At 63.3% G+C, this 24525-nt stretch carries 21 protein-coding genes and 2 pseudogenes; 17 read left to right on the forward strand and 6 right to left on the reverse strand.

What is annotated here, in order from left to right; all coding sequences use genetic code 11:
* The first annotated feature begins 45 nt into the window (after positions 1–45).
* On the forward strand, positions 46–1146 hold the full coding sequence (locus VAPA_RS03510) for an LLM class flavin-dependent oxidoreductase (protein WP_021005395.1): 1101 nt from the start codon (positions 46–48) through the stop codon (positions 1144–1146).
* Positions 1147–1239: 93 nt separating this feature from the next.
* Complete coding sequence (locus VAPA_RS03515; RefSeq protein ID WP_021005396.1) at positions 1240–3126, forward strand: sigma-54-dependent Fis family transcriptional regulator; 1887 nt, start codon at positions 1240–1242, stop codon at positions 3124–3126.
* Between the two features lie 144 nt (positions 3127–3270).
* Here VAPA_RS03515 and VAPA_RS33730 read toward each other — a convergent pair.
* From VAPA_RS33730 to VAPA_RS03530, 3 genes are all read right to left on the reverse strand, one after another.
* A protein-coding gene (locus tag VAPA_RS33730; protein WP_196232540.1) for an IS5 family transposase occupies positions 3271–4082 on the reverse strand; the annotation gives its coding sequence in 2 pieces (ribosomal slippage) (positions 3271–3752 and positions 3752–4082; 813 coding nt in all).
* 96 nt (positions 4083–4178) lie between these two features.
* Positions 4179–5780 (reverse strand): argininosuccinate lyase, encoded by a 1602-nt coding sequence (locus VAPA_RS03525; RefSeq protein WP_021005399.1) that lies wholly within the window; start codon positions 5778–5780, stop codon positions 4179–4181.
* 26 nt (positions 5781–5806) lie between these two features.
* Positions 5807–6787 carry a Bug family tripartite tricarboxylate transporter substrate binding protein gene (locus VAPA_RS03530; RefSeq protein WP_021005400.1) on the reverse strand — a complete coding sequence of 327 codons (981 nt, stop codon included), beginning with the start codon at positions 6785–6787 and terminating at the stop codon, positions 5807–5809.
* Positions 6788–7189: 402 nt separating this feature from the next.
* Here VAPA_RS03530 and ltrA point away from each other — a divergent pair, with 402 nt between their 5' ends.
* Positions 7190–8698 carry a group II intron reverse transcriptase/maturase gene (gene ltrA / locus VAPA_RS03535; protein ID WP_041946173.1) on the forward strand — a complete coding sequence of 503 codons (1509 nt, stop codon included), beginning with the start codon at positions 7190–7192 and terminating at the stop codon, positions 8696–8698.
* A gap of 73 nt (positions 8699–8771) precedes the next feature.
* Here the strand turns inward: ltrA and VAPA_RS03540 are convergent, their stop codons facing one another.
* A complete protein-coding gene (locus VAPA_RS03540) occupies positions 8772–9530 on the reverse strand; it encodes a maleate cis-trans isomerase family protein (RefSeq protein ID WP_021005401.1) in 759 nt (252 codons plus the stop codon).
* 107 nt (positions 9531–9637) lie between these two features.
* Between VAPA_RS03540 and VAPA_RS03545 the strand changes: the two genes are divergently transcribed.
* Positions 9638–10546 (forward strand): LysR substrate-binding domain-containing protein, encoded by a 909-nt coding sequence (locus VAPA_RS03545; RefSeq protein ID WP_041946324.1) that lies wholly within the window; start codon positions 9638–9640, stop codon positions 10544–10546.
* Between the two features lie 164 nt (positions 10547–10710).
* On the opposite strand, the pseudogene VAPA_RS35695 reads toward VAPA_RS03545, so the two are convergent.
* A pseudogene (locus VAPA_RS35695) lies at positions 10711–11058 on the reverse strand (IS5/IS1182 family transposase); the annotation flags it as partial.
* Positions 11059–11141: 83 nt separating this feature from the next.
* Between VAPA_RS35695 and VAPA_RS03555 the strand changes: the two are divergent.
* The 5 genes and pseudogenes from VAPA_RS03555 to gph form a co-directional block, all read left to right on the forward strand.
* Positions 11142–11487 (forward strand): annotated as a pseudogene (locus tag VAPA_RS03555) (helix-turn-helix domain-containing protein); the annotation flags it as partial.
* The gene (locus tag VAPA_RS03560) at positions 11487–11780 is read left to right on the forward strand and encodes an AMP-binding protein (RefSeq protein ID WP_021005405.1); all 294 of its coding nucleotides are present in this window, start codon (positions 11487–11489) and stop codon (positions 11778–11780) included. The pseudogene VAPA_RS03555 and the gene VAPA_RS03560, both read left to right, overlap by 1 nt.
* A 118-nt stretch (positions 11781–11898) precedes the next feature.
* Positions 11899–12339 (forward strand): helix-turn-helix domain-containing protein, encoded by a 441-nt coding sequence (locus VAPA_RS33740; RefSeq protein ID WP_021005406.1) that lies wholly within the window; start codon positions 11899–11901, stop codon positions 12337–12339.
* A 406-nt stretch (positions 12340–12745) separates the two neighbouring features.
* The gene (locus tag VAPA_RS03570) at positions 12746–15709 is read left to right on the forward strand and encodes a DEAD/DEAH box helicase (RefSeq protein WP_021005407.1); all 2964 of its coding nucleotides are present in this window, start codon (positions 12746–12748) and stop codon (positions 15707–15709) included.
* A gap of 311 nt (positions 15710–16020) precedes the next feature.
* Positions 16021–16749 carry a phosphoglycolate phosphatase gene (gph, locus tag VAPA_RS03575; protein ID WP_021005408.1) on the forward strand — a complete coding sequence of 243 codons (729 nt, stop codon included), beginning with the start codon at positions 16021–16023 and terminating at the stop codon, positions 16747–16749.
* 31 nt (positions 16750–16780) lie between these two features.
* On the opposite strand, the gene VAPA_RS03580 is transcribed toward gph, so the two are convergent.
* Positions 16781–17377 (reverse strand): chalcone isomerase family protein, encoded by a 597-nt coding sequence (locus VAPA_RS03580; protein ID WP_021005409.1) that lies wholly within the window; start codon positions 17375–17377, stop codon positions 16781–16783.
* 324 nt (positions 17378–17701) lie between these two features.
* On the opposite strand from VAPA_RS03580, the gene trpE reads away from it, so the two are divergent.
* Genes trpE through VAPA_RS03620 form a run of 8 tightly spaced genes read left to right on the forward strand, consistent with a single transcriptional unit; the run spans position 17702 to position 24492 of the window.
* Positions 17702–19204 (forward strand): anthranilate synthase component I, encoded by a 1503-nt coding sequence (gene trpE / locus VAPA_RS03585; protein ID WP_021005410.1) that lies wholly within the window; start codon positions 17702–17704, stop codon positions 19202–19204.
* The gene (locus tag VAPA_RS03590; RefSeq protein WP_021005411.1) at positions 19201–19593 is read left to right on the forward strand and encodes a GxxExxY protein; all 393 of its coding nucleotides are present in this window, start codon (positions 19201–19203) and stop codon (positions 19591–19593) included. Before trpE ends, VAPA_RS03590 begins: the two co-directional genes overlap by 4 nt.
* On the forward strand, positions 19590–20174 hold the full coding sequence (locus tag VAPA_RS03595) for an aminodeoxychorismate/anthranilate synthase component II (RefSeq protein WP_021005412.1): 585 nt from the start codon (positions 19590–19592) through the stop codon (positions 20172–20174). The genes VAPA_RS03590 and VAPA_RS03595 overlap by 4 nt, the downstream gene beginning before the upstream one ends.
* 6 nt (positions 20175–20180) lie before the next feature.
* Positions 20181–21239, forward strand: coding sequence for a low-specificity L-threonine aldolase (gene ltaE, locus VAPA_RS03600; protein ID WP_021005413.1), 1059 nt, complete (start codon positions 20181–20183; stop codon positions 21237–21239).
* A gap of 16 nt (positions 21240–21255) precedes the next feature.
* Positions 21256–21915 carry a LysE family translocator gene (locus VAPA_RS03605; RefSeq protein ID WP_021005414.1) on the forward strand — a complete coding sequence of 220 codons (660 nt, stop codon included), beginning with the start codon at positions 21256–21258 and terminating at the stop codon, positions 21913–21915.
* A 20-nt stretch (positions 21916–21935) separates the two neighbouring features.
* A complete protein-coding gene (gene trpD, locus VAPA_RS03610; RefSeq protein WP_021005415.1) occupies positions 21936–22958 on the forward strand; it encodes an anthranilate phosphoribosyltransferase in 1023 nt (340 codons plus the stop codon).
* Positions 22959–22987: 29 nt separating this feature from the next.
* A complete protein-coding gene (gene trpC / locus VAPA_RS03615; protein WP_021005416.1) occupies positions 22988–23788 on the forward strand; it encodes an indole-3-glycerol phosphate synthase TrpC in 801 nt (266 codons plus the stop codon).
* The gene (locus VAPA_RS03620; RefSeq protein WP_021005417.1) at positions 23785–24492 is read left to right on the forward strand and encodes a uracil-DNA glycosylase; all 708 of its coding nucleotides are present in this window, start codon (positions 23785–23787) and stop codon (positions 24490–24492) included. Before trpC ends, VAPA_RS03620 begins: the two co-directional genes overlap by 4 nt.
* Positions 24493–24525 lie beyond the last annotated feature (33 nt).

Below are 24525 nucleotides of genomic sequence, written 5' to 3' on the forward strand. Positions count from 1 at the left end.
CGCGGCATCCGCTGCGCTTTTCAACCCTGCAAAAAAGGAGACTTCATGAAACTCGGATTGTTCGGCATGCCTCTGCATCCACCCGCCCGGCCCAAGTCGGAAAGCTTCACGGAAACTACCGAGAAGATCGTGTACGCCGATGAAATCGGCTTCGACGAGGTGTGGATCGGTGAGCATATTTCCTGCACGACGGAGCCGATCTCGTCACCCCTCATCTTCCTTGCGTCACTGATCCACCAGACCAAGCGCATCCGCTTCGGAACGGGCGTCATCGCCTTGCCGAACCACCATCCGGCCGTGGTGGCCGCAGAGATTGCACAGTTCGATCACATGAGCAAAGGACGCCTGATGTTCGGCATCGGCCCCGGTGGCCTGGCCAGCGACATGGAGTTGTTCGAAGTGCTCGATGGTGCGTATCGCACCGAGCGCATGATGGAATCGATCGACACGATCCTCAAGCTCTGGTCGCAGGACCCGCCCTACGATATCCAGGGAAAGCACTGGAAGATCTCTCTGAAGGACATGGTCATCCCCGAGCTGGGCGTGGGCTTCATGCCCAAGCCGTACCAGCTCCCGCACCCCGAGATCTCGATGACCGCGATGTCGCCGTTCTCCGACAGCGTGAAGACGGCTGCAGCGCGCGGGTTCGGCGCGATGAGCGCCAACTTCTGTCCGGAGTATGTGATTGCCAGTCACTGGAAAAAGTATGTCGAGGGGTGCGAGTCCGCGGGCCGCGAACCCACCGGGAATGACTGGCGGGTCGCCCGAAACATCGTCATTGCTGCCAGTGATGCTGAAGCCCGTGAGCGGGTGATGGATCCGGCCGGCAGCAACTACTACTACTTCGACTATTTGTGGCGTGTTCTCAAGTCCGTGAACTACACGGCTGTCATGAAGGACGACCCCAAGCAACCCGACGACGCCGTGACCGTTGAGCAACTAATCGAGAGCATGGTGATCTACGGATCTCCCGGCACCGTGGCGGACAAGCTGGTGGCGTTCCGCGAACGCACGGGGCCATTCCATGGACTGATGATGGCATCGATGGACGGATCCGGCGTCAACCGCGAATGGGAATGGGAGACCATGCGCAGGCTTGCACAGGACGTGATGCCGAAGGTGCGCAAGGCGTCTGCGCGGGGCTGACACGCAGTTCCGCCAGCGTGACACCAGGGGGCAAAGGATGCAGAATCCTTCGACAAGGGCCGGCTCCAGGCCCCCTGCAGGAGACAACGCGCTGTGGACAAAGCATCCCATTCGAACGTGCTGCGCGCTGCCGCAGTGCTGGCCCCTATCCAGGACGAAGTGATGGAACGTGGGAGCGTTGCCGCGTCGAGAGAACGCTGTGTTTCGCTCCATGGCCTCAACCCGGAAAGGGTGGGTCGCCCTGGTGTTCTCACAGCGGTCGAAATCCAGGACCATCGCGAGCCCATCGCCGATCTTCTGTCGCTGTCGCAGGGCGAAGTTCAACGCCTGTTCGAGCTCCTGGCGGAACAGGACTATGTCGTGATGCTGACCGATCCCCAGGGCGTCGCTCTGGGTTTCCGCTCGACCGAACTGGTTCTGGACGCCTGTAGCAATGCGGGCGTCTTGCCCGGTTCGATCTGGTCGGAGGAGATGCAAGGCACGAACGGAATCGCACTGTGCATCCGCGAGCAGAGGGCGCTCTCCGTTGTGATGCAGGATCACTTTGCTTCGAGCCTGGCGAGTGTGAGCTGTACGGTGGCGCCCGTTTTCGGCGCCGGCGGCCAGTTCGCCGCGGCGTTGAATGTCACGACGCTCCGGGCATCCGACCGCGCGACCCAGGCTGTGGTTCGCCAGGTGGTCATTGCGTCGGCGCGACGCATCGAGAACCTCTATTTCGATCGTCGCAATGTGGGACAGACGATTCTTCGCGTATCCAGGCATGGCGACTTCTGCGATGCGGCTGTCGAGTCGCGCGTCGCCCTCGATTCATCGGGCAGAGTGCTCGACGCCACGCCGTTGGCGCAGCGCATTCTCCTTCCGGCAGGAGCGCCGTTGATCGGCCGCCCTTTGTCCGATGTCTGCGGAATGGACCAGTGGCAAAAGGCCTTCGATGGCAGGGATCTCGTGCTCCAGCTTGCAAGCGGCCAGCACTTCTTTCGCGTGGAGCAGCCGAGACGGCAGCTTCAGGCCGTGTCGGCGCCGGAGAAGCTCGATCGCACCTTCGACATCAGCCAGCCTGCGGTGGAGGAGATCATTGGAGACGACCCGGCAGTCGGCGAAGCGGTGTCGATGGCGCGCAGGCTCATGGCCCACCAAGTACCGGTGTTCGTGCACGGAGAGACCGGAACAGGAAAGAGCGCCTTGGCGCGCGCATTGCATGTCGATGCAGGCGGCAGGCCCGACAAGTTCGTTGGTATCAACTGTGCCGCGATCAGCGCGGAGTTGATTGAAAGCGAACTGTTTGGCTACCGTCCCGGTGCCTTCACCGGCGCATCCCGACACGGCTCGCGAGGCCGGTTGCTGGAGGCGAACGGCGGCACCTTGTTCCTCGATGAAATCGGCGACATGCCATTCGGATTGCAGACCCGGTTGCTGCAGGTCCTGTCAGATGGTGAGTTCACGCCTGTGGGAGCGACGCGGCCGGTGCAGGTGCGCTTTGCCCTCATCGCGGCCAGCCTGCACGACGTGGCGCAGCTGGTGCGGGAAGGGCGTTTTCGCGAAGACCTCTATTTCAGGCTGGCTGGGGCTACGGTGCGCTTGCCGGCGCTGCGGCGGCGCGACGATCTCGAGCAACTGATAGAGCGGGCCGTCATCGGCGCGTCGCAGCGCGTCGGACGGCGGGCCCCACTGCTGACGGTTGCTGCCATGAAGGCGTTGCTCGCGCACGGTTGGCCGGGAAATCTGCGCGAGCTGCACCATGCCATGCGGTTCGCCGTCGCGATGGACTCGGACGGAAAGATCGATCTGGCCGACCTTCCTCCGCCCTTGGGACAACGAGGGGCCTTGCGAGACGGATCCCCGACGGGCCGACGTGCTGCGATCGAAGCAGCCCTGCAGCGCTGCGGATGGAACGTCTCCGAAGCAGCCATTTCGCTAGGTGTGTCGCGCGCAACCCTTCATCGCCGCATTCGTGATCTGGGTATTGCGCGGCCTGGGTGATTGCAGTTTGTTGCCTCGATAGACTGTTGATTTCCAAACCTACGTGATCCACGTTTCCGTAAACACGGGACCTCCCTGAATCGTAGAGCGCGTGTCTCTAGCTCTGCACGGCAAGGCGCAGAAGTGGGCTAGCACTTAGAGCGGCTAACAAAACGGGGGGAGATTGCGAATGCAGATGACGCAACACGCCAGGGAAAGCAGCGCGACATGAATGTCGATGCGACGCTCGAATCGGGTGCGCAGCTTGCCGAAGGCAGCCAGCCAGGCGTGAGTGCGCTCGACCACCCAGCGGTGGCGTCCGAGCCGATCATTGCGTTCGATGCCTCTGCGGGCGATGCGATCCTTGATGCCTCGGCGCCTGAGATGAGCACGGCATCGCGCGTAGTCGTAACCCTTGTCCGCATGCAATTTCTCGGGCCACCGGCGCGGCCTGCCGCGCTTGCCACTCACTGCCGGCAAGGCGTCGACGAGTTCCTCGAAGACCACCGAATCGTGGCGGTTGGCCCCGGTGACGCAGAAGATCAGCGGGATGCCCTGGCGGTCCGTGATGACGTGGCGCTTGCTGCCGAGTTTGCCCCGGTCCGTGGGGTTGGGCCCCGTGTGCGGGCCCCCCGGGGGCTGGGCACGCTGGCCCCGTCCATGCTGACGCGACTGAAGTCGAGCTTGTCGGCGCTGCGCAGTTCCCCCAGAAGTGCCAGATGCAGGCCATGCCACACCCCGGCAGCTTGCCAGTCACGAAGCCGCCGCCAGCAGGTCATGCCGCTGCCAAAGCCCAACTCTTGGGGGAGGTCTTCCCAGGGGATGCCCGTGCGCAGCACGAAGAGGATGCCGTTGAGAGCTTGCGCGTCGCTCAGGCGTGGCCGCCCGCCCTTGGCTGAAGGTGTCACCACGGGCAGCAATGGCGCAATCTTCTTGTACAGCGCCGCGCTGATTTCTTTGTTTCTGATTCGTCCCATCGCTCGTCAAACGCATGCCCCGCGCATGGCGATGACAGGGTTTTGTTAGCCACTCTTAGTGGAAAAGTGGGGCAACCGAGCACGAAAATCTACAGCCTATCGCTTGATAAGGCTAAAGAAAGCTTGATTCAGGCTCGCATCCGCCTGCGTCAGTTTCGCGCGTCGTTCACTAACCCAGGCGCGGTCCTGCGCCAGGAGGTCATTGGCTTCAGCCAGCATGCGCCGCACTTCCTCGGGTTGCGGGCCACCGATACCAACGCGGGTGCGCACCATGTTTTCGGCCGACAAGGCCTGGCGGAACGCAATTTCATCCAGCGGCAACTTCAGTTCGGTCAGCTGGTATTTTCTTCCGGCCTCGGCATAGATGCGCACGGCCTCTGCATACGGAAACTCCTTGGGCTTGAGGTCCTTGGCGCGCGCGTAGACCACAACCTCGGACGCAAAATGGTGCCCGACACGGAATGGAATCCGGTTCGTGCGCTGCAGCGTCTCAGCCAACTCCATCGATGTCGTCCATTCGGCGTCCAGTTCCTCTAGCGAGCGCTTCGGGTCGATGCGCAGCGAGTCCAGTACGTCGGCAAATTGCTTCATCATGTCCACCGCCTGGACAAAAGTCTTAGCGCCCGCCGGGCTCCATGCGTTTTTATAGTCGGTCATGCCCGGGGTCACGTTGTGGGCACGCAGTGTCACCATCTGCGCCGCGCCCACCACGTCGGACGCTTTGCCGCGCGCGTTCTGAATGACGCCGGGATTGGCCTTTTGCGGCATTGCGCTGCTGGTGTATGTTTTGCCAGGCGCCAAGAGCAGCCAAGGCCGGACCTGATGGTACTGCACGTGCACATCCTGCATGAAGGCGCCAACGCGAATCGCGCTGGAGCCGGCGAGGTTGGCGGCTTCGATGGGGATGTCGTAAGTGCTGATCTGCCCCGCATCCAGCGAGTTGACCAGCAGTGCGTCAAAGCCCAACAGTGACGCCAGCCGCCGGCGGTCCAGCAGCCAGCTGGAATTGGAGAGCACCGCTGTGCCCAGCGCGCTGCGGTTGACGCGCACGTACACCTGCTGCAGCCGCTCTGCATCGCGCCCGAACGAATCGGCGAAGGCGAGCAGATAGTGCGCGTAGCTGATGGGCATGGCCTGCACGCCATTGGTGTAGGCCGGCACGAAGGTCTCCACGTTCTTTGCCGCGCTGGCCAGCAGCCGCGTGCGCACTTCATTGAGTGCGTCGTTGAAGTCCAGCAACTCGGTACGCAACTGGGCTGCGTACAGTGTGGCGTGGATGTCCTGGCGGCTGCGCCCGGAATGGATCAGCGTGGCTTCGGGGCCTGCCTGATCGGTAATGAGCTTTTCGATCTGCAGCACATCGGTGGGGCGCCTGCCGCCGGGCTTGCCGGCCTGGTCGATCGAATGCGCGACACCGGCTGCGATCTTGCTGGCCAGTGGCGCGGGAATGATTCCCTGCTCGACGTTGACCACGGTGGACGCCATGTTGATGCGGCCCACCCAGTAGAAAAAGTCTTGCGCCTTTGATTGCGCACTGGTGGCATCGCTGGTGGCGCCACCCTTGATGCGCTCGACTTGCGCCTGGCACTCGGCGGTCGTTCGGCACGCTGTGTCGCCCGTGTCCGCAGCGCGTGCCGGTGCTTGGACCATGCTGGCGAGAGCGATGCAAGCGGAGATGAATACGGCCATGCTTTTCATGCTGTCCCCTTTTCTTTTGAGTCTCGTCAGTCGATAGTGATGCCGGCGCTCTTGATGGTCTTCGCCCAGAACTTGGCTTCGCGGGCTACCAGTGCCTCGAGTTCATTCGGCGGCATATAGCGCAAGTCGATGCCAGCCGTGGCGGCGCGTGCCTTGGTTGAAGGCTCATCCAGGGCCGCGCGGATGGCGCTGCTGAGCTTGTTCACAACGTCTGGTGGCGTGCCAGCAGGTGCAAAGATGGCGACCCAAGCCTCGAGCTCGAAGCCCTTCAGGCCCGCTTCCGCTGTAGTCGGCACATCGGGCATGCTGGGGTGGCGCGATTTGCCGGTCACCGCAAGGCCCTTGAGCTTGCCGGCCTGCACGTGCCCCATCACCGAGGGCGGCGTGGTCATGAAGACCTGTACCTGGCCCGACAACACGTCCTGGATCGCCGGCCCCGAGCCTCGATAGGGAATATGAACCATGGCAGTGCCTGTCTGCGCCTTGAACATCTCCGTACCGATGTGCGATAGAGATCCATTGCCCTGGGAGGCGTAGCTGAGCTTGCCCGGGTTCTTCTTCAGGTAGGCAATGAACTCGCCGAGGGAATTGGCTGGCACCGAAGGATGCACCGCGATCACGTTGGTGGCCGCGGCGATCAAGGCGATCGGCGCCAGGTCCTTCTGGGACCAGGGCAGCTTGGGGTTCAGCGCCGGGTTCCCCACATGGTAGGCCGAATAGGACGCGAGCAGTGTGTAGCCGTCGGCGGGCGAACGCGCGACCAGCCCATACGCCACATTGCCGCTGCCGCCGCCTTTGTTGTCGACCACCACGGGCTGCTTGAGGACGCGGGCCCACGGATCGCTCAGCAAGCGTGCCGCGCCATCTACCAGGCCACCGGGGGGGTTGGGAACGATGAGGGTGATCGGCTTGTTCGGGAACGGCTGCGCTGCGGCAAGAGTGCTGCTCAGGGCGAAGCCGGCGGCGAGTGCAATGCGGCCCCATAAGGCAGGGTGGCGGTGGGTCATGTTTGTCTCCTGTGCGCCGGTCAAAGCCGGCGAGGTGTTGTGAATGAAAGAGTCATACGTTGAAGGCTTAGCCAGCTACGGCGGCCCCGAGTCATGCGTGCACATTCGTGAGGGTGTGGGCGAAGCGTTGACAGGGGTACGCGCGGGCCGGGTATCGAGCCGCGTAATACATGCCCCGCGGCGAGAGCTGCGGGTGGTCCGGGGTGCCGAGGCAGTAGGAGATTGCCGAAGGCCACACCGATGCTGCCGCTTTGGCGAGGTGGCATGGGACCCCGCGCGGTCAGAGACCCCGCGCACGCGCGGAAACACCTTGCACGGAAACCGGGAGATCCCGCGTCCTTCTGCAACGCGCTGGGAAGCGTCGAGTGCAGAGCGCATCGTGAAGCCCAAGGGCGTACGACGATGAGCGATAGGAGCGGGAAGTCGGACTGCTGCGTAGTACCGAAGAAGCTGCCGAACAAGGCTGCGGGGGAAGCTCCTGCGGCGGCGGAGGCGGTGGAGGGAAGGCGGCAGGCCAAGGGAAATGCCATCGCGGCGCGCATGTCCCGCAGATCGGTGCGGGTCTATGACATGGGAACCGCGCTCGATGGCATACGACAGACGGCAAAGGGCCGTCGTGGTGCGAGGTTCACTGGACTGCTGCACCACATCTACGCGGTCGAACGCCTTGAGGCGGCCTACCTTGCGCTCAAGCGCGACGCGGCCGCTGGGGTGGACGGCCAGACCTGGCAGGCGTACGGGCAGGACCTGGAGGGCAACCTCCTGGATCTGTCCGAACGGTTGGCCCGAGGGGGCTACCGGCCCCAGCCTGTGAAGCGGGTGTACATCGACAAGGCCGACGGCAGCAAGCGCCCGCTGGGCGTGCCGGCGCTGGAGGACAAGCTCGTCCAGCGCGCCACGGTCGAAGTGTTGAACGCCATCTATGAGCAGGACTTCCTCGGGTTCAGCTACGGCTTCAGGCCCGGCAAGAGTGCGCACAACGCGCTGGATGCCGTGGCGGTAGGTGTGCACAGCAGACGAGTGAGCTGGATTCTCGATGCGGACATTGCCAAGTTCTTCGACACAATCGAAAGGGACTGGCTGGTGAAGTTCATCGAACACCGCGTGGCGGACACGCGCGTGGTGCGGCTGATCAAGAAATGGCTGCACGCGGGCGTGCTGGAAGAAGGCAGGCTGAGGCAAAGTGAGGTGGGTACGGTTCAGGGTGGGAGCATCAGTCCGCTGCTGGCCAACATCTACCTGCACTATGCGTTCGACCTGTGGGTGAAGCAGTGGAGGGGGCGCCATGCCCGAGGCGACGTGATCGTCGTGCGTTACGCCGACGATTGGGTAGCCGGGTTCCAGTTCCGCGACGATGCCGAGCGCTTCCAGCGCGCGGTGGCCGAGCGGCTGGGCCAATTCGGGCTGAAGCTGCACCCCGAGAAGACGCGGCTGATCGAGTTCGGGCGCTTCGCCCGGGAGAATCGACGCCGCCGAGGACAAGGCAAGCCGCAGACCTTCGACTTCCTGGGGTTCACGCATTGCTGCGGGACGACGAGGAAGGGCCACTTCATGGTCCTGCGGCTCACCAGTGCCAAACGCCTGCGAGCCAAACTGCAGGTGGTCAAGCTCGAACTCAGAAGGCGCATGCACCAACCCATCCCGGAGCAGGGCCAGTACCTGCGGGCGGTGGTGGCCGGGCATGCGCGCTACTTCGGCGTGCCGTGCAACGGCGCGCGGCTGAGGACATTCCGCTTCCAGGTCGCCGGGCTGTGGCATCGCACGCTGTGCCGCCGCAGTCAGAGCCATGGCCTGACGTGGCGTCGAATGTATCGATTGATGGCGCATTGGCTGCCTGTTGCGAACATCTGCCACCCGTACCCGAACCAGCGTCTGATCGTCATGACCCAAGGCAGGAGCCGTATGCGGTAGCTCCGCACGTACGGATCTGTGGAGGGGGTGCTGGGTGACTGGCATTCCTACTCCTACTTAGTTATGTATGAGCTCAGTAGCGTCCGGACAGGAGCGCACCCGCATGCGGGGTGCGGCGCTCCAGACCCAGCGCCTTGAGCAACGACCAGGTCGTGCATGCGGCGCTGGACACGACCGGCAGGCCGCTGGCCTGCTCGATCAGCGGAATGGAGGCCAGCGACGGCATCTGCACGCAAGCCGAGGCGACGATCGCATCGGCGCCCTGGACGTTCAACTTCTTCCAGAGCTCGGCCGGCGCCGCGGGATCGCGCGCGCCCACCGCCAGGTTGTCGGGAATCTCCAGCGACACACTGTCGATCACCTCAATGCCTTCGTTCTCGAGATAGCCGATGACCATGCGAGTAAGCGGCTTCATGTAGGGCGCGATGATGGACACGCGCTTGGCGCCCATCGCTTGCAGACCTTCGACGAGCGCACCCGCGCTGGTGATCACCGGCGTTGGTGCATCGTTGTCTGCCGTGACCTGGTGCAGTCGCTGCTGAGATTCGCGGTGGTAGCCATGGCCCATGCTCATGATGGCCACCAGGCAGGCATAGCCCATGACGTCCACGCGCGCGTCCGAGAGTTCGATGGCGCAGCGATCGGAGTCGCGGTCCATCGCGGCCAGTTGTTCGCGGGTCACTTCTTGCATTCGCATCCGGCTGGAATGGAAGCTGAAGCGTTCGGGCAGCACCGCCTCGCGTGCACGCAGCATCGCGGGGATCTCAGTCTCCATCGTGGTGTTGGAGCTTGGCACGATGAGGCCGATTCGATGGGGTCGAGAAGTATTCATCTGGGAATGTGTCATTGCCTTGGGAGGAGCAATGTTGAGCTTGGCAATCCATACAGGCAAATACATAATTTGGATAGATTGATACCAGATCCAGATAGATGGTTGCCATGGAACTCCGTCAGCTGCGCTACTTCACCGTGCTTGCCTCCGAGCTAAATTTCACGCGCGCAGCGGCGAAGCTGCACGTGTCGCAGCCACCGCTGAGCTTTCAGATCGGCAACCTCGAAACTGAATTGGGCGCACGCCTGTTTCACCGCACCAGTCGCAGCGTAGAGCTGAGCGAAGCGGGCAAGGCATTCTTGCCGCACGCGCGCGCCGTACTGGCGCGGCTGGAAGAAGCGAGCAGCCATGTCCGCTCGGTGGCCAGCGGGCTGGAGGGACGCGTACATCTAGGCCTCTCCGGCTCGCATTTCCTGGGGCCGCTGCCAGCTTTTATTCGAATATTTGGCGAAGCGCGACCTGGCGTGGAGGTGGTGTTGCACGAACTGCGCCCGATCGACAGCCTGCTGGCCTTGCGCGAAGGCCGCGTGGACATCAGCGTCTCGCGCAGCGTGTCGACCGACGATCAGCTCTCCAGCCATCTGCTGTGGCGCGACCCGGTGGTGGCAGCCTTGCCGCGCGGCCATCGACTGGCGGTACGCAAAACGTTGCGGCTGGCAGAACTCAAAGACGACGATTTCGTCTTCCTGCGGTTGGATTCGTCCGCATTTGCGCAGCGTCTGTTCGGCGCCTGCGTGGAATCAGGTTTCACGCCACGCATCGTGCAGCAGGTGGTAGAGGTGCCTGCGGTCGTGAACCTGGTCGCCGCAGGACTAGGTGTTGCCCTTGTACCGGTGTCCATGGCGCGCTTGCGCGCAGATGCTGTGGCAATCTGCAAATTGGGCGCTGGCACGCCGTCCGGCGACGTTCACGCCTTGATGCGTGCTGCCGAGCAGCAGCCCGCGGTGCGGGAATTTGCGCAGGCACTTCTAGCGTGGGCGGCAAGCTACGTGGCTCCCGAGCGCCGATCGAGATAAATCCACTGGGCAATGATCAGAGACTCACTCTTGCGATCTTTTTCGTTGTCAACCTTGTGCATCAATGGCGTCGCGGACGCGGGGCGAATCCAGTTCCATCGTCGACGACGATTGCGGAGTCGGCGTCGCAGTTCATCGCGCTGTCGTTGCCCCGCTATGGGTCACTTGGGGCAAGCGCTCGTCCAGTAGATGCGTGAGTTGAGACCGTTTTTTTTTGATCGTGATGAATCTGAAGATGGCCCTCTCGCCCGCCGGGCACGGATACTCGTCGTACTTCACGATATAGATGAAGTCGCTCTTGTCGAAGCGTCCCTCGGCCTTCGCGGCGAGGTTATCGGCTTTGGAACGTAGGGCGCGATGCTCGCGTCTTCGCAAGCCTTGAACTCTGTGTCATTGAAGTACCCGCGATCGGTCGGCGCTTGCAGCTTGGTCTTTCCCATTGCTTCGCGTGCATCCAGCGCCATCTTGCACAGTTGCGAGCGGTCGCTGCCGACGTTCGTGACCGCAGCCGCCCGCCTACGACTGCTCAAGAGCGGCGGATTCAACCGGTCGCTGCAACACACTAACCACCGCGTAGGCGGAACGAGTGTTACAGATGAAGAGGCGGCCACGGATCTACTATTCGGACAGCCAGAAGGCGCTGATGTGGGAGCGCTGGAAGCAAGGCTGGACGCTGCATGAGATCGGCAAGCTCTTCGATCGACCCCACACGTCGATCCACCGAATACTTGCAGAGACAGGCGGGATTCCGACCAGCGCAGCGATCGCGCGCATCGACTGTGCTGACGCTGGCCGAACGCGAGTAGATCTCGAGAGCGATTGCGGCAGGCGAATCGATTCGATCAACTGCAGCTCGGCTCGGTCGAGCGGCATCGACGATCAGTCGAGAGATCAAGCGCAATGGAGGCGGTGAAGGCTACCGTGCAAACCAGGCCGATGCATGCGAGTCATCGATTTCTTTGACCGCGGCGTGCAGCTGGATCCGGAGCGGGTGTTCGTGAAGGACTCCGCCGCGCAGTACACCTACGGCGAAGCGGCACAATTGAGTCATCAGGCGGCTGACGCGATGCGTCGAGCGGGTATCCCGGATGGCGCGCACGTCGCCATCTACGCGCCCAATAGCGCACTGACGCTGATCGCCATGCTGGGCGTGCTCCGTGGCGGTCATGTGTGGGTGCCGATCAATGCGCGCAATGCGCGTTTGGAAAACGTCGCTGTCATTCGCATCCAATAAGCCAGGATGCGTAGATCGAGGCGACTTGGAAGTGACGCCAGGGACGCCGCTGCCGTTGCTTTCAACACCGCCTGTTCCTCCGTACTTCAGTATCGCCATCAAGCGGCACAATGCACCCATGCCAAATATTGCCTCGATCCTTAAAACCGAAATCTCTCGCGTTGCTCGCAAAGAAGTGCGCGCTGAGATCGAAACGCTCAAGAAGGCATCGGTCGCGCATCGCGCGTCAATTGCCGAGCTACGCCGCCAAGTGAATGCGCTCGAGAAGGAGCTACGTCGTTTCGCGAAGGCAACGACGCGGACTGTCCCAGCGACTGGCCCAGATCATGAAGCGCCTGCGAGTACGAAGCGTCGATTCAGCGCAACCAGGTTGGTGGCACATCGCGCAAAGCTTGGTCTATCCGCCGCGAGCTACGGACAGCTGGTTGGTGTGTCCGGACAGACGGTCTATCACTGGGAGCAAGGCAAGGCCCGTCCGCGGGCAGGACAGCTCGAAAATCTCGCTGCAGTCCGAGATATGGGTGCGCGTGAGATTGCTGAACGATTGGCGACGCAATAGCGGCTTGCTCATGCAGTTCGCGATGCTTCGGATCTCTGCGAAGACCCGGGAATTGAGAAGTCTCATCAATGCGACACCCGATGGGGAACGGGCTTCTTTCCCGCCATATATTGACAGCACAAGGCCGCACCCTCGGAGGTGGTTGAGGCTCTCAGCTTGAGACCATAGCTGAGGTGGGAAACATCCCGCCTATGCAACCAGTCTGGAATGCATGCACGGCGTCGCATCATGCACATCGCCAACCCATCCGCAGGGCACGGCACACTGATCCGGCGGATGGGTTGACAGGTGTTTTCCTGCAAGTGAACGACGGTTGAGTCAGAGGCGTTTGAAATGATATTGATGGGAATGGAGGTCCCTACACCCTATGTAGCGCGTATAAACAAGAAGAACTATTGGAGGGGCTATGGCTGGATTTTTCGCGGCACATTGCGACGCATTGAACCTTGCAAAGCAGGGCTCGACGCCGAATCAAGGTTTCAGACTCGGGCAACTTGGCGCGCTTCATGCGGTTCTCGCCCACGCCACCATTCACGAGGACCCGGCCATCGTGTGTCTGCCTACAGGCTACGGAAAGACGTCGTTGATGATGGCCTTGCCGCTGCTCACAGGCGCGCAGCGTGTTCTCATCGTTGAGCCCTCCGACGCGCTGCGTAAACAAGTCACCTCTCATTTTCGTGAGCTCTCCACGCTTCGAAGAATCGGTGCTATTCCTGCGGAGCTTCCAAATCCGATGGTCGCCAGGCTCGAAGGGCGGCCTGAAGATGCTGCCGCGTGGGAGCAGCTTGCTGAACAGGACGTTGTAGTCTCGACGCCGTCAAGCGCTTCTCCCTCCTTGGCGCCAGGTGCGCGCGAAGATCTGTTCGACCTCATCGTTTTTGATGAGGCTCACCATGCCCCTGCAGATACGTGGGCCGCCTTCTTGGCGCATTTCAAGAGCGCTCGATTCCTCTTTCTCACGGCAACACCATTCAGGCGTGACGGCCGCGTTATTCCGGGAAAATTGGTCTATCGCTACCCAGTGACACGTGCGGTTGACGAAGGCGCTTTCCGTCCAGTGTCGTTCCGCGCCGCTCCGGTTGTTGATCCCCTCAACGACGCTGAGATTGATCGATCCATCGCTGTGACCGCCGTCGCTCAATTGCAAGCCGATGCGCAACAGGGGAAGGACCATCGATTGTTTGTTCGAGCGGCGAACATCAAAGCCGCGCGGGAGCTTGTACCAATCTACCGCGGCCTTGGGGTCGCGGTCGAAGCTATCGACAGCAAAGTTGGCAAGCGAAAGCAGGACGAATACGAGAAGAAGCTTCTGTCTGGAGAGCTGCAAGGCATTGTGTGCGTCGACATGTTTGGCGAGGGATACGATTTTCCCAAGTTGAAGGTCGCCGCCTTGCACGCGCCTCATCGCTCCCTGGTGCCGACGATTCAGTTCATAGGACGCTTTGCTCGAAGCGACGACACAACCGGAGATGCAACACTGATCGCACCCCTCGCGCGTATTGTTGACGCTCCAAATGCACTGTTGAAAGAAGGCGTTGACCTCGCCCTCATGATTGACAACGCGGCTCAAGAAGAACTTGAAGGAAATGCGGAGGAGCAGGCAGTTCTTGAGCGATTCTCTGTGAGCAAGGTCGCAGAGTCCGACTACGACGCGGTGTCTCCACTCGTCCTTCAGCTCTATGCGCATGTTCGCGTCTTTCGTTGCTCAGAGGCCCCCGACTTCTCGAAGATTGGCGATACGGTGGGCAAGGCACTGCGTGCCGTCAAGCAATGGGTCACGGAGGACGGAACGGTCAGCCTTGTGCTGACGGTCGATGAGAATCCGCCCAAGTGGGCGACTTCTGACGTGCTGATGAACATCCGGCATGACGCATTCTTGCTGATGTATTTCCCGGCCGGCGGGCTCTGCTACATCGGGTCAACAAGGCGAACCGAGAAGATTTATCAGGGCCTCATGAATGAAGTCTGTGAAAGCTCGCGACCTCTGAGCTACGAGGAGACCAGTCGGGCCCGAGCTGGTCTGGATGAGGTGCGCTTCTACAACGTCGGCTTGAAGAACACCACTTTCAACTCTCAAGGCGAGACGTATCGGACCCTCACGGGGCCCGCCGCAGAACGTGCGGTCACGGCTGGAGATGGCAGAGCCTATTCGCAGGGACACTTCTTCGGCAGCGGCATGGCCGGTAGCGAAAAGGAGACCATAGGCGCAAGCAGCAGTTCGCGCATCTGGAGCAATCAGAATCTCTCCGTGTCCGAGTTTATGGATTGGGTCGAGCGGATGAATGCTCGGCTTGTCGGGAACGCCCCGTTTGCCCAAACGCAACTGGACATCGTGCGCGCTGCAACGCAACTGCGAGAAATTCCCCAAGTGGTCATTGCGGGGAGCTGGTCCAAAGCCGGGTTCAAGACGAATCCGCGCATACGGTACTGGCGGGCCGGGGGTGATGCTTCCTACAAGAGACTCACCGACTGCGAGCTGGCTGAGTTCGTCCCTTTGCCAGCGGAAGGAAGAATGGACTTCAAGGTCATCCATGAAGAAGACTCCATTCTCATGCGATTCTCGATCCAAAACGGACCAATGGTCTCTCTCCTGGACGAGGTGATAGCCATCCAGGTCGAGTCGGCAATCGACGATTGGATGCCGCTCGACGAATGGCTGCGAGAGCATCCGCCGGTTTTTTATGCGGCCGACAAGTCCTCTTTTGAGGGGATGAATCTTATGGCTGCACCGCAAATTCAAGCGGCGGCATTGACGCCTGGAGATGCAGAGTTCATTGACTGGAACGGGTGCTCCATCGGAGTCGAGTTTTTACCCAACGATGGAACGGCTGACGCGGCGCGGAAGCGTGCAGCGCTCGCCGGTCAAACCACGGTTCAAGAGCATCTGGAGCAGCACTTGCGGGCTGTACCGGGTCTGGTGGCTCTGTTCTACGATCATCGCTCTGGAGAGGCGGCGGACTACATTGCCGTGACCGTCTCAGCTGCGGGAGATGTTGATATTGCTCTCTATCACTGCAAAGGAGCCGGCGGCGCTCCGACCGGAGGGCGAGTCGGTGATGTATACGAAGTCGCCGGCCAACTGGTAAAATCGGTGTACTACTGTGATGTAGCCACGCTGTTGGCTCATATGCGGGACCGTATGCATCAGCGACACCGGTTTCCCTCTAGCTTCGTTGTCGGAAATCTCCAGGAACTTGCTCAACTGCTGCAAGATACGGTGGCCACAAAACGAAGCTTTACCGTTGTTGGAGTGCAACCGGGCATAAGTCGCGAGGCGGTCGACGGCCATTTGGCTGACCTGATGATGTTCGGGGTTGAATACGCGAAGCGAGGCGGCGTAGCCAGGGCTTATTGGCTCATCAGTGAGTGACATCAAGGCGTCTTCAACCTCGGCTCTCGGTCGGGGCCTACCGGTTTCTCGGGCGGGCCCGGTCGGCGCGCGCAACCTGCTTGTCACATGTCGCGTCCCGCGTCCTCCCCAAGTCGGGCGACGTACAAAATCTGATCGTTTAATTGTGACTGCATCGGCGAAAACTGCACTTCACCCGGCTCGGCGCGGCCATCGTCGATGAGCTAAGTCTGGAGCCTTCGCCTTCCGTCTACGCCATCGAAATGTTTTGAACTCTATTTCTTCATGCCCGGTAAAGTACAGAGCAGTTTTTTGAACTCTATTAGTTTGTTTTGAACTCTATTAGCTTCAACCACACCCGCTTCGATGCCGCCATCGTCGATCTCGACGGCACCATGGTCGATACCCTCGGCGATTTCGCGGTGTCGCTCAATCACATGCTCGACGACCTTTCCCTGCCGGCAGTGGCGCCGGCCGCCATCGAGAAAATGGTGGGAAAGGGATCGGAGCACCTGATTCTTTCGGCGCTCGCGCACGTGATGTCATCCGGCGGCGCGGCGCCTCAGGGCGCCGACGCACAGGCGCTGCACGCGCGCGCGCAGGCGCTTTTCGACCGGGCCTGGGAGCGCTACCAGCACCACTATCTCGCCATCAACGGACAGCACTCGGCGGTGTACCCGGGCGTGGCCGAGGGCTTGAAGGCGCTGCGCTCGCGCGGCCTGCGCCTGGCCTGCCTCACCAACAAGCCGACCTCGTTCGCCAAGCCGCTGCTGGCTGCGAAGGGGCTCGACGGCTTCTTCGACTTCGCGTTCGGCGGCGATGCCTTCGCGCGCAAGAAGCCCGACCCGCTGCCGCTCCTGAAGACCTGCGAGGCGCTGGGCACCGCTCCCGCGCGCACGCTGATGATCGGCGACTCGAGCAACGACGCCAAGGCCGCGCGCGCCGCCGGCTGCCCGGTGGTGCTCGTGACCTACGGCTACAACCACGGCGAGCCGGTACGCGGCGTCGATGCCGACGGCTTCCTGGATTCGCTCGCCGAGCTCGACCGGGCCGCTTCCTGACGAATTTGGCAAGAAGGCTGCGGCGCTGCGGCTACTTGCCGAGCAGCGCGTCCTTGAGCTTCCAGTCGGCCGGTGCCGGCCCGAGCCAGATGCGCAGCAGGGCGTTGAAGAACGCCGGCTCCTTCACCGGATCGGGCTGCGGCACGCCGCGCACGCTCACCAGCGTGCCGGTGCCGGGCAGCCAGTCGATGGTGAAGGTGTCGCCGGCCTTGAGCTGCTTCTGGTCGGAGAACATCCGGCCCATGCGCAGCAGCCCTGGAATGAGGTTGACCATTTCGCTCTTCGGCGAGTTTTCTTCCACGCCCTTGGTGAAGAATTTGCCCAGCTCGTCGGCATCGATGTCGCGCAGCATGGTGATGGCCACGCGCTTGGGCCCGGGCGCGGCCAGCGCCTCCTCGGGCGTGGAGACTTTTTTCCCGACGTACAGTCCCGCCGCGTACACCTTGAAGACGGCCTTGTAGCGCACCCCCGCGCCGTTGAGCTGCAGGGTGCTGCCGCGCAGGTCGACGGTGTCGTTCAGCTTGACGCCCGCCACATCGACCTGCGCGGCCGAGGCGCCGAGTGCGAACCAGACGCAGGCCAGCACGGCCAGGCGGGAGAACAGGGTCGGGAGCGAAAGGGCAGGCACGTGGCTTCCTTGATTTGCGAACGATCGTGCGAATGTATCTTTTCGTTTTACTGCGTGCCCTCGGGGGAACCCTGAAGACGGCGGTTGCACCCGGCGGCGTTTTCGTGGGCTAAACTCCACGCTCCATGTTCGTTCATCACATCATTCAAACAGGTGAAGGCAGCCGGGGAGCCTGGCCCTGGCGTCGCCATACATCGCTGACTGTTTGATTGCACGGCGCACGCCGTGCGCCCGCGGTACCGGATCGCTTCTCGACGCCGGACCACCAGTGAATGACCTTGCCACCGGCCCCAGAAGTGCCGCAGGCAACTGGAGAACGAATCCGTGATCACCGAACTTGAATTCAAGAGCCTCAGCGCCCAGGGCTACAACCGTATTCCGCTGATGGCCGAGGCCTTTGCAGACCTCGAAACGCCTCTTTCCCTCTATCTCAAGCTGGCCCATTCGCAGGGCGGCGGCAAGCACAGCTTCCTGCTCGAATCGGTGGTGGGCGGGGAGCGCTTCGGGCGCTACAGCTTCATCGGCCTGCCCGCCCGCACGCTGCTTCGCGCCAGCGGCTTCGGTGCCGATGCGAAGACCGAAGTGGTGACCGATGGCCAGGTCGTCGAGACGGCTGCAGGCAATCCGCTCGATTTCGTCGCCGAGTACCAGAAGCGCTTCAAGGTGGCGCTGCGGCCCGGCCTGCCGCGCTTCTGCGGGGGCCTTGCCGGCTACTTCGGCTACGACACCGTGCGCCACATCGAACGCAAGCTCGAAAAAAGCTGCCCGCCCGATACGCTGGGCTGCCCCGACATCCTGCTGCTGCAGTGCGAGGAACTGGCGGTCATCGACAACCTCTCGGGCAAGCTTTACCTGATCGTCTATGCCGATCCGAAGCAGCCCGAGGCCTACGCGGTGGGCAAGCGCCGCCTGCGCGAGCTGAAAGAAAAGCTCAAGTATTCGGTGAGCGCACCCGTCGTGAAGCCCACGCAGCCGCATCCGCCCGAGCGCAGCTTTGCCAAGGCCGACTATCTTGCGGCCGTGGAGCGCGCCAAGGAAATGATCGCCGCCGGCGACTTCATGCAGGTGCAGGTGGGCCAGCGCATCAGCAAGCGCTACACCGAGTCGCCGCTGTCTCTGTACCGCGCGCTGCGTTCGCTCAACCCCTCGCCCTACATGTACTACTACCACCTGGGCGATTTCCACGTGGTGGGCGCTTCGCCCGAAATCCTGGTGCGCCAGGAGAACACGGGCGAGGGCGAGCAGAAGATCACGATCCGCCCGCTGGCCGGCACGCGCCCGCGCGGCGCTTCGCTCGAGCTCGACAAGGCGGCCGAGGAAGAACTCATCAACGACCCGAAGGAGCGCGCCGAGCACGTGATGCTGATCGACCTCGCGCGCAACGACATCGGCCGCATCGCCAAGACCGGCACCGTCAAGGTGACGGAGGCCTTCGCGGTGGAGCGCTACAGCCACGTGATGCACATCGTGAGCAACGTCGAAGGCACGTTGAAGGACGGCATGACCGCCATCGACGTGCTCAAGGCCACGTTCCCGGCCGGCACGCTCACCGGCGCGCCCAAGGTGCATGCGATGGAGCTCATCGACCAGCTCGAGCCCACCAAGCGCGGCCTGTACGGCGGCGCCTGCGGCTACATCAGCTATGCGGGCGACATGGACGTGGCCATCGCCATTCGCACCGGCATCGTGAAGGACCAGATGCTGCATGTGCAGGCCGCGGCCGGCGTGGTCGCCGATTCGGTGCCCGAGCTGGAGTGGAAAGAGACGGAAGCCAAGGCGCGCGCACTGCTGCGTGCCGCCGAACTGGTCGAGGAAGGCCTGGAATGAGCAACGTACCCGACATCCAGAACGATTTCTCGCACGAGATCATCGGCGCCGCCGTCGAGGTGCAGCGCGTGCTCGGCACGGGCCTGAGCGAGGACGCCTATGCCGCGGCACTGGCCATCGAACTCGCCGAGCGCGAGATCGGCTTCACGCGCGACGTGGCGCTGTCGGCCAGCTACAAGGGCCGCTCGCTCGGCGAGGTGTACCGCGCGGGCTTCGTGATCGAGCAGTCGGTCATCGTCGAGCTCAAGGCGGTCGACGTGCTGACCGACCTGCACCGCGCGCAGGTGCTGGCCGCGCTGCGTCTCTCGGGCCTCAAGCTGGGCCTTCTGATCAACTTCAACGTGTTCCCCGTCGTCAAGGGCGTGCACCGGATTGTGAGCAAGCCATGAAACTGCTGATGATCGACAACTACGATTCCTTCACCTACAACATCGTCCAGTACCTGGGCGAGCTGGGTGCGGACGTGCAGGTGCACCGCAACGACGAGATCACCGTGGCGCAGATCGGCGAGCTGATCGCTTCGGGCGTCACGCGCCTCGTGGTGTCGCCGGGGCCTTGTTCGCCGGCGGAAGCGGGCGTTTCGGTGGCGGCCATCAAGGAGTTCGCGGGCAAGCTGCCGATCCTCGGCGTGTGCCTGGGCCACCAGGCGATCGGCGCGGCCTTCGGCGGCACGATCGTGCGCGCGCAGCAGCTCATGCACGGCAAGACCAGCGAGATCACGACCACGCAGGAAGGCGTGTTCGCGGGGCTGCCCGAGAAGTTCATCGTCAACCGGTACCACTCGCTGTCCATCGAGCGCGAAAGCTGCCCGAAGGAATTGGCGATCACCGCCTGGACCGACGACGGCGAGATCATGGGCGTGCGCCACACCGGCTTTGCGCACGACGTGCGCATCGAGGGCGTGCAGTTCCACCCCGAATCGATCCTCACCGAGCACGGCCACGCCATGCTCAAGAACTTTCTGGACTGACCCCCCATGACAGACCGCTCCTTGCTCGTCGACCTGCGCAGCGACACCGTCACGCAGCCCACCCCGGCGATGCGCGAGGCCATGATGGCGGCGCCGCTCGGCGACGACGTCTTCGGCACCGACCCGAGCGTCAACGCGCTGCAGGAAAAGATCGCCGCGCTGCTGGGCTTCGAGGCCGCGCTGTTCGTGCCGACCGGCACGCAGAGCAACCTGTGCGCGATCCTTTCGCACTGCGGCCGCGGCGACGAGTACATCGTGGGCCAGCAGGCGCACAGCTACCGATGGGAGGGCGGCGGCGGCGCGGTGTTCGGCAGCGTGCAGCCGCAGCCGCTCGACCATGCACCCGACGGCACGCTGCCGCTGGCGCAGATCGAGGCGGCCGTCAAGCCCGACGACGCGCACTTCGCGCGCACGCGCCTCTTGGCGCTGGAGAACACGCTGGGCGGCAAGCTGCTGCCGTTCGAATACGTGCAGGCGGCGACGGACCTGGCGAAGCGCAAGGGGCTGCAGCGGCATCTGGACGGGGCCCGCCTCTTCAATGCCGCGACAGCGCAGGCGGCGTTGAACAAGCGCAGCGACATCCGCGCCGAGGCGCGCCGCATCGCGCAGTGCTTCGACAGCGTGTCGGTCTGCTTCAGCAAGGGGCTGGGTGCTCCGATCGGTTCGGCGCTGGTCGGTTCGCGCGAGTTCATTGCACGGGCGCACCGCATCCGCAAGATGGCGGGCGGCGGCATGCGGCAGGCCGGGCTGCTCGCCGCCGCGGCCTCGCATGCGCTCGACCACCACGTCGACCGACTCGCCGACGACCACGCATCGGCACAGCGGCTTGCACAAGGGCTCGAAGGCATCGAGGGCCTGACGGTCGAGGCGCCGCACACGAACATCGTGTTCGCGGATCTCACCGGGGCTGCGCAGGCGCGTTCGTCGGAGCTGATCGCGAGCCTGAACCAGCAGGGCATTCTCGCGACCGGGCTCTATCGCCTGCGCTTCGTGACCCACCTCGACGTCGATGCGGCCGGCGTGGACCGCGCCGTGGCCGCCATCCGCGGTTTCTTCAACGCCTGACCAGAAGGAGCCCGTGATGCCCGATCTTCCGCATCTGCTCGCTTTCATGGCCGCCGGCTGGCTGCTGAACCTGACGCCGGGGCCCGACGTGCTCTACATCGTCGCCAACTCGCTGCGTTCCGGCGTGCGCGCGGGCATCGTCGGCGGCTTCGGCATCCTCACCGGCTGCTTCGTCCACATCTTCGCGGCGGCGGTCGGCGTCGGCACGCTGCTGGCCACCTCGGCGGCGGCCTTCACGGTGCTCAAGTACGTCGGCGCGGCCTACCTGCTGTACCTTGGCGTGCGCATGGTGTTCTCGCGCGCCGGGCCGCCGGCCGATCTGCAGGAAGCTGCCGCCGCGTCCGGCGAGCGCGGGCTCAAGGACATCTTTTTCGGCGGCTTCTGGACCAATGTGCTGAACCCCAAGGTCGCCTTGTTCTTCCTGGCCTTCGTGCCGCAGTTCATCGCGCCGGGCGCCGACAACAAGGGCCTGTATTTCGTGCTGCTGGGCGTGCTGTTCAACCTGAACTCCATTCCGGTCATCGTGGGATGGGCCGCATTCGCGGGCTGGATGGCGCGCAAGAGCGCCGTGCAGAAGGGCATGCACTGGCTCGACCGCGCGGCAGGCGTCCTGTTCATCGGCTTCGGCCTCAAGCTTGCATTCACGGACGCGCCGGCCGGCCGCGTCGGTCCCTGAAAACACCGAGGAGACTCACCATGATCACCCCCCAGGAAGCGCTCCAGCGCACCATCGAGCACCGCGAGGTGTTCCACGACGAGATGCTGCACATCGTGCGGCTCATCATGAGCGGCGAGTGCTCGCCCGTGATGATGGCGGCGCTGATCACCGGCCTGCGCGTCAAGAAGGAAACCATCGGCGAGATCACCGCGGCCGCGCAGGTGATGCGCGAGGTGGCGACCAAGGTGCCGGTGAAGGACACCACGCACCTCGTCGACATCGTCGGCACCGGCGGCGACGGATCGCACACCTTCAACATCTCGACCTGCTCGATGTTCGTCGCGGCCGCGGCGGGCGCCAAGGTCAGCAAGCACGGCGGGCGCAGCGTGTCGAGCAAGTCGGGCAGCGCCGACGTGCTGGAGTCGCTGGGCGTCAACATCAATTTGCAGCCGGAGCAGATCGCGCGTTCCATCGAGGAGGTGGGCATCGGCTTCATGTTTGCGCCGAACCACCATCCGGCCATGAAGAACGTGGCGCCGGTGCGCAAGGAGCTCGGCATCAAGACGATCTTCAACATCCTCGGGCCGCTGACCAATCCGGCCGGCGCGCCGAACATCCTGATGGGCGTGTTCCACCCCGATCTCGTGGGCATCCAGGTGCGCGCATTGCAGCGGCTCGGCGCCGAGCACGCGATGGTGGTCTACGGGCGTGACGGCATGGACGAGATTTCGCTCGGCGCCGCCACCATGGTGGGCGAACTGAAGGACGGCGAGATCCGCGAGTACGAACTGCACCCCGAGGATTTCGGCTTTGCGATGTCGAGCAACCGCGCGCTGCGCGTGGAAACGCCGGAGCAATCGAAGGCGATGCTGCTGGGGGTGCTCGACAACCAGGCCGGTCCGGCCCTCGACATCGTGCTGCTGAACGCCGGTGCGGCGCTGTATGCGGCCAACGTGGTCGACTCGGTGGCCGCAGGCGTCGAGCGCGCGCGCGAAGCCGTCGCATCGGGCGCAGCGCGGGCCAAGCTGGCCGAACTGGTCAAGGCCTCCACGGCAGCGTGAAGCGATAAAACAGGCAGGAACGCAGAAAAATGTCCGACATCCTCGACAAGATCATTGCCGTCAAGCGGCAGGAAATTGCTGCAGCGCAAAAAAGAAGCCCGCTGGAAGCCGTGCGCTTCGACGCGGAAAGCCGCGTGCTGACGCGCGATTTCGAAGGCGCCCTGCGCGCCAGGATCGCCGCCGGCCATGCGGCCGTGATCGCCGAAGTGAAGAAAGCCAGCCCGAGCAAGGGCGTGCTGCGCGAAGACTTCATTCCGGCCGACATCGCGCAGAGCTATGCCGAAGGCGACGGCGAGATCAGCGCGGCCTGCCTTTCGGTGCTGACCGACAAGCAGTTCTTCCAGGGCGGCGTCGATTACCTCAAGCAGGCCCGCGCCTCGTGCGACCTGCCGGTGCTGCGCAAGGATTTCATCGTCGACGCCTATCAGGTGTACGAATCGCGTGCGATGGGCGCCGATGCCATCCTGTTGATTGCCGCTTGCCTCGACGACGCGCAGATGAAGGACTACGAGGCCATTGCACGCGGGCTGGGCATGGCGGTGCTGGTCGAAGTGCACGACGCGGCCGAGCTCGAGCGCGCGCTCAAGCTCAAGACGCCGCTCATCGGCGTGAACAACCGCAACCTGCGCAATTTCGAGGTGTCGATCCAGGCCACCATCGACCTGCTGCCCCGCTTGCCGGCCGACCGGCTGGCCGTCACCGAATCGGGCATTGCCACGCGTGAGGACGTGGCCACGCTGCGCGCGGCCGGCGTCCACGCCTTCCTGGTTGGCGAGGCCTTCATGCGTGCCAAGGAACCCGGCGAGGCGCTCGCTGCATTGTTCAAATGAACCGGCCCGATCAGCTGGCGAGCAGCGATCCCGCCGACTGGCCCGTTGCGCCAGGCTGGCAGCCGCTGGTGGACGACTTCTTTGCCGGCATCGTGGGGCAGAAGCTGCGCAGCTTCCTGCGCGAGCGCCTTGATGCGGGCGCAGTCATCTTCCCGCCGCAGCCGCTGCGGGCACTGGAACTGACGCCGCCCGAAGACGTGCGCGTCGTCATCCTGGGGCAGGACCCGTACCACGGGCGTGGCCAGGCCGAGGGGCTCGCGTTCTCGGTGGCGCCCGGCGTGGCGCTGCCGCCGTCGCTGCGCAACATCTTCAAGGAACTCCAGCGCGACCTTGGCGCGCCGCCGCCGCCGTTCCCGAATCCGGGCGGCAGCCTGGTGAAGTGGGCGACCCACGGCGTGCTGCTGCTCAACACCTGCCTCACGGTCGAGGAGGGGCAGCCGGCCAGCCATTCGGGCCGCGGCTGGGAGGTGCTGACCGATGCGGTCATCCGCCATGTATCGGACGGCGAGAAACCTGTTGTTTTTATGCTCTGGGGCTCGCATGCCCAAAGTAAGCGTGCGTTGATCGATATTGGGCGCCATAAGGTGCTGATGTCCAATCATCCGTCGCCGCTTTCTGCGTTGCGTCCGCCCGCGCCCTTCATCGGCTGCGGACATTTTGGCGAAGCGCGTGCGTGGCGGGAGGCGCGCCGGGCGGGCGAGTGAATTCGCGGATAATCCCTGCAGTTCACGCCTCGT

The organism is Variovorax paradoxus B4, assembly GCF_000463015.1.
GTDB classification, from domain to species: domain Bacteria; phylum Pseudomonadota; class Gammaproteobacteria; order Burkholderiales; family Burkholderiaceae_C; genus Variovorax; species Variovorax paradoxus_E.